Raw genomic sequence first — 1751 nt, forward strand, 5'->3', positions numbered from 1 at the left:
CACCTTTTCCGGCGCACGCAGGAAAACGGCATTGGACTGCACCGGAAACATCAGTTCCAGCCCCGGAACATCACGCACGGCATGGGCAAGAAGGGCTCACCCCTTCCATCAGTCCTGCCGCCAGTGGCAGCGCCGGTCCGCGATGCGAGGCGCTGCCTGATCGCAGCCATACGGGGTGCTGGCTCCATGCTGCCTGTGGCAACATGAATGCAAGTCCGGCTTCCGCTGCCGCAAAGTGGCTGTTGCGGGCCGCCTGCACTTCTGCTACTGCACCGCCCAGACATCAAGAGTCAGGCCTGTCGCCTGACACCAACCTGCTCCCGGCAAGGTGGTGCCTTCACAAACGTGAAGGGATGTGGCCAGACCGGCAAAAACGGGCATAGTCACACACTCATCTCCTCGCTACCGGAGCCGCACGTCAGAAAGGACCATGAGTGTGAGCCAACAATTTGCAAGTGATAACTACGCCGGAATCTGCCCGGAAGCGTGGCAGGCCATGCAACAGGCCAACGAGGGCTCTCTCACCGCCTATGGCGAGGACGAGTGGACAACCCGCGCCGCCAACGCCTTCCGCACCCTGTTTGAAACAGATTGCGAGGTCTTTTTCGCCTTCAACGGCACCGCTGCAAACTCACTGGCGCTGGCCGCATTGTGTCAGTCCTATAACAGCGTGATCTGTTCTTCTTTCGCGCATGTGGAAACGGATGAATGCGGCGCGCCGGAGTTCTTCTCCAACGGCTCCAAGCTGCTGGTCGCCCGCACGGAAAACGCCAAACTTACCCCGCAGGATGTGCGCACTCTTGCCACCTGCCGGACAGATATCCACTACCCCAAGCCGCGCGCCGTCACCATCACCCAGCCTACGGAAACGGGTGAACTCTACACGATAGAGGAAATTAGCGCCCTTTCCGCCACCTGCCGGGAACTGGGCCTGCGCCTGCACATGGATGGCTCCCGCTTCGCCAACGCCTGCGCCGCCCTTGGCTGCACCCCGGCTGACATGACATGGAAAGCAGGCGTGGATGTGCTGTGTTTTGGCGGCACAAAGAACGGCATGGCCGTGGGTGAGGCCATTCTGTTCTTTGACCATGCTTTGGCCGAAGGGTTTGATTACCGCTGCAAGCAGGCCGGGCAACTGGCCTCCAAAATGCGCTTCCTGTCTGCGCCGTGGGTTGGTCTGCTGGAAAGCGGAGCGTGGCTGCGCAATGGTGCGTATGGCAATAACTGCGCGCTCCGTCTGGCCCATGCCGTGCGTGATGTTCCGGGGCTGGAACTGATGTTTCCGGTGCAGTCCAATGCCGTTTTCCTGCGTGCGCCGGAAAAGGTGTTCATCGCCCTGCAGGAACGCGGCTGGCGCTTCTATACCTTTATTGGCGGCGGCGCGCGTTTCATGTTCGCGTGGGATGCAGACCCCGCCCGTGTGGATGAACTGGCGGCTGATCTTGCTGCCTGTAGTGTATGATCTCAGAGCATTTATTCGCCATCCAGGCGTTTTCCATGTCGGCCCTGCCGCGCCTGGATATTGTGGCTACCGGTGTGTTTGCCATCTCCGGCGCATTGCAGGCAGCCCACGCCCGGCAGAACCTCGTCACCTTCGCATTCTTTGCGGCGGTTACAGGCGTGGGCGGCGGCACGGTGCGAGACCTGCTGATAGGCGCACCTGTTTTCTGGATGCACGCTTCCACCCCACTGGCGGTCTGTTTGCTCATGGCCATGCTGGTGTGGTTCACGCCAGCCCGCCTCTGGCCCCG

At 61.1% G+C, this 1751-nt stretch carries 3 protein-coding genes and 1 riboswitch; all 3 genes read left to right on the top strand.

All coding sequences use genetic code 11. From position 1 onward, the window contains the following. The coding region (locus AD944_RS16930; RefSeq protein ID WP_169796344.1) for a hypothetical protein at positions 1-207 on the top strand (207 nt) is incomplete at its 5' end. A 68-nt stretch (positions 208-275) separates the two neighbouring features. Beyond that, positions 276-385, top strand: a riboswitch (SAM-I-IV-variant riboswitch). 45 nt (positions 386-430) lie between these two features. Beyond that, positions 431-1462: a threonine aldolase family protein gene (locus AD944_RS00515; protein ID WP_045542714.1), complete on the top strand. Its 1032-nt coding sequence runs from the start codon at positions 431-433 to the stop codon at positions 1460-1462. Positions 1463-1497: 35 nt separating this feature from the next. After that, a partial coding sequence (locus AD944_RS00520) for a trimeric intracellular cation channel family protein (protein WP_169796345.1) occupies positions 1498-1751 on the top strand: 254 nt, incomplete at its 3' end.

The sequence above is a fragment of the Acetobacter tropicalis genome (genome assembly GCF_001580915.1).
GTDB classification, from domain to species: Bacteria; Pseudomonadota; Alphaproteobacteria; order Acetobacterales; family Acetobacteraceae; genus Acetobacter; species Acetobacter tropicalis.